General features: G+C 44.1%; 3 protein-coding genes. All 3 read left to right on the top strand.

What is annotated here, in order from left to right; translation table 11 throughout:
* Positions 1-114 precede the first annotated feature (114 nt).
* The 3 genes from VC188_RS11740 (at position 115) to VC188_RS11750 (ending at position 3431) form a co-directional block, all read left to right on the top strand.
* On the top strand, positions 115-972 hold the full coding sequence (locus tag VC188_RS11740) for a cation diffusion facilitator family transporter (RefSeq protein WP_323484086.1): 858 nt from the start codon (positions 115-117) through the stop codon (positions 970-972).
* Between the two features lie 475 nt (positions 973-1447).
* Positions 1448-2014 (top strand): SRPBCC family protein, encoded by a 567-nt coding sequence (locus VC188_RS11745; protein WP_323484084.1) that lies wholly within the window; start codon positions 1448-1450, stop codon positions 2012-2014.
* Between the two features lie 421 nt (positions 2015-2435).
* A complete protein-coding gene (locus VC188_RS11750; RefSeq protein ID WP_323484085.1) occupies positions 2436-3431 on the top strand; it encodes an aldo/keto reductase in 996 nt (331 codons plus the stop codon).
* Positions 3432-3686 lie beyond the last annotated feature (255 nt).

The raw sequence follows: 3686 nt of genomic DNA on the forward strand, positions 1-3686 counted from the left end.
ATCCTTGGCTAGTTCGTTGGCTAAGGCTTGTAATTTACTACGATCCATTGTGTGATGTTCCATGTGGCTATCCTTCTGTGAAGGTTAATTGGCCGAGGGAACTTACACAAATTTATTTACAGGGTCGAAATAGAAGATCACGAATCACAAACGCCTACTAAGCAGGCAGCAGCCAAGAAGAGCACGTTAGTTAGCGTCATGGTTAATATTGGCTTAACCATCTCTCAAGTTTTTGCAGGCATTGTGTCTAGCTCACAGGGCTTGATTGCAGATGGTATTCATTCAGCAACAGATTTGATTGCAGATTTCGTCGTACTTTTTGCTAACCACCATAGCTCTAAAGATGCGGATGAAGATCACCCCTATGGGCATCAACGCTATGAAACTGCCGCCTCTCTATTTTTAGGGTTTTCCTTATTAGCCGTTGGTGCTGCCATGCTCTTTAAGGCTGGAGAAAAGATTATCAATCCAATGCCTGCCGCACAAATTCAAATCCTAGCTTTGTATGTCGAGTTAGCCTCTTTGGTTGCTAAGGAAATACTGTTTAGATATATGTTGGCAGTGGCTAAGCAGGTTCGCTCCTCTATGCTAGTAGCCAATGCATGGCATGCGAGATCTGATGCGGCTTCTTCATTGGTCGTTTCTATTGGTATAGTTGGCGCTTTATTGGGGCATCCAATCTTTGATGCTATTGGCGCCTTAGTAGTCGGCTTAATGGTGGCAAAGATGGGTTGGAAGTTTGGCTGGGACGCTCTGCATGATTTGATGGATAGAGCAGTATCAGAACAAGAGCACCATCAGATAGAGGGGATTATTAAGTCCTCTGATGGTGTTAGGGGCTTTCACGATCTACGAACTCGCAAGATGGGTGACATGATTTTGGTGGATGTCCATATTGATGTGGATGCAAGTGCTACCGTCAAGAGTGGGCACGACATTGCGCTAAACGCTGGCAATCAAATTAAAAAATAATTACCTGTGCTCAATGTCATGACTCATATTGACCCCGTATAGAAACGTCGTTTTAAACGACTTACAGACACTATGGTGGTTGACTGGAGGGCTCTGGCAACACAATCTGTACACACAGAAAAATTACCCTTCGCAAGATTTTGATTTCATTGCTAAATTTGACCGGCACAAGGACGCATAATTTTTAAACAAGCCAAGACTAGTGACCCAAGCCCTTGAAATGCTTGCGAAAGCGGTCTATCGGAGGATATTTGAAAATCATTGTGTCGGTGGTTTGATTCCGCCCCGGGCCACCAAGAATTACGATAGCCCACTTTTTGGGCTATTTTCTTTTATGGCTTAGCTGGGTTAGGCGACATTAATCTCGGATCTCCCCATCAAGAAGCGCCCTTCAAAAGGACAAATCAATATGGCATCCATGTGTCAGTCGACGTCGTTTAAAACGGCAGAACCTATAAGCCCCTAAAATCAGCCAATGAAATGGTTTTTAACACTCGCTTTAGCCTTCTTTATCTCTCAGAGCTTTGCTCAAGATAATACCAATCCCTTTGATGTGCAGGTGAACGTGAGTCGTGTCGATGGTCAATTTCATGTTCAAGTAAGTTACTCTGTACCAATGAATATCTGTAGTGCCTATACATTCCTAACTGACTATGAGGGCTCTAAAAATATCCCAGGAATAGTTGAAGCAAAGATTGTTTCAAGGGTAGGCAATAAAGTTCGCGTGTACAGGGTAGTTGAAGAGCAAATTCTCTTTTTTTCTATTGATATGAAATCAACAGTGGAATATACGGAGCTCCCAAATAAATCTTTAACTTTTGAGCAAATCAGTGGCGATACCAGATCTTACAAAGGTACTTGGAAGCTATTAGAGGAAAAAGATAAAACAGTTTTTAAGTATGACTCTCAAATAGAGCCAAACTCATTTATTCCTTTAGCCATCGTTGAATATTTTATAAAAAACAGTATGCGAGGACGATTTGAATCGATGGCACAAAGAGCCAGTCAATATAAGCCTATTGAACCTGTGGCCTGCAAATAGCAATTGCCTTTCTGGGTGCGCTAACGTAATCAGCGTCGCCAACTAAGGCTTTAGTCTTGGCGCGGGTTTATGTCCTAGGTCCTTGTTCGATTCCTCCCTGGGAAACCAAGAAACGCCAAAACTACCTCCGGGGGGTTTTTCTTTGTCATCAATTGTCTCTTATGGGTCGACTTCTGCCCGGTTGCCTAAATTCCCTTGGAGGGCTCAAAACGTCCAAAAAGGTCTGTAAAGTAAGGGGTTATTAGCCTCCGGTGTCAGTCAATCCGTCCCAGCTACTAAGAATCTCAATAGCCCAAGTTTGGGCTATTTTTACTTGGTGTAGTCCTTTCCCCCAGCTTTACGAATGTTTTGTTAATAACTGACAGTATTTCGGATCTCCTAACTACAATTGGCAATCTCTACTAAGATCACTAGAAAAAGTATGAAAACAAATACACTTGGTCAAAATGGACCTCTAAGTTCAGCTCTCGGTTTAGGCTGCATGGGTATGTCAGACTTTTACGGCCCAGCTGATCGTGACGAATCTATTGCGACCATTCGGATGGCAATAGATTCGGGAATTACCTTACTCGATACTGGCGACTTTTATGGCATGGGCCACAATGAACTATTGCTATCTGAGGCGCTTAGCGCAGTAGCAAGAGAGCGCTACTTATTAAGCGTGAAATTTGGCGCTCAAAGAGATCCAAGCGGCGCATGGCATGGATTTGATGGGAGACCAGCCGCAGTTAAAACTTCCCTAGCATACAGTCTGAAGCGTTTAAAGGTTGACTACATAGATATCTATAGACCCGCAAGACTTGACCCCAATGTCCCGATTGAAGAGACGATTGGTGCCATTGCTGATATGGTTAAGGCAGGCTATGTAAGGCATATTGGATTATCTGAAGTAGGTAGTGACACCATTAGACGGGCAATGACCGTTCATCCAATCTGTGATTTACAAATTGAATACTCTCTCTTTAGTCGAGGCATCGAAAAATCGGTATTAAATACCTGCAAAGAGTTGGGCCTTGCTATCACCGCCTACGGAGTTTTATCTCGCGGGCTGTTTGATCCGAGCTGGGGAAAAACTCCGATCACTCCCAGTGACTTTAGGGCCTACAGCCCACGCTTTCAAGGCGAGAACTTACAAAAAAACTTGGCCTCCCTGGATGTCATTAGGAACTTGGCGCGAGAGAAAAATGCCTCAGTTCCTCAAATAGCTATTGCCTGGGTGTTAGGCAAGGGCAGTGATATTTTCCCGCTGATAGGTAGCAGAAGAATGGCAACCTTGGGAGATTCGCTAAAGGCCTTGGAAATCCATTTGAGTCACTCAGAAATGCAAATGCTAGATGAGGCTTTTCCTGAGGGTGTAGCAGCTGGAACGCGATATGCTGAGCCTATGATGTCTCACCTAGACAGTGAGAAAGGATAATCGCAAGCTAGCCCCAAGCGAGGGTTTGGGTATGGGGCTCCCTTTACCTAGGTTGGTAAAGTGATTCCACCTCAGGCAACCAAGGAATACTATAACCACCGTCGGGTGGTTTTTCTTTGGTGGTCGCTTATGGGTCTTGATTTCAACCCGTCGATGCAACAGTTAGGGCAAAACGTTCTGCCGGTGTTTGATAGTTTAGTGTTTTTCTAGGGCGTTCATTGAGTTGCCTTGCTACTGCATTGAGTTTGGCTTGAG

It is taken from the genome of Polynucleobacter sp. MG-28-Ekke-A2 (assembly GCF_035012985.1).
Taxonomy (GTDB): Bacteria; Pseudomonadota; Gammaproteobacteria; order Burkholderiales; family Burkholderiaceae; genus Polynucleobacter.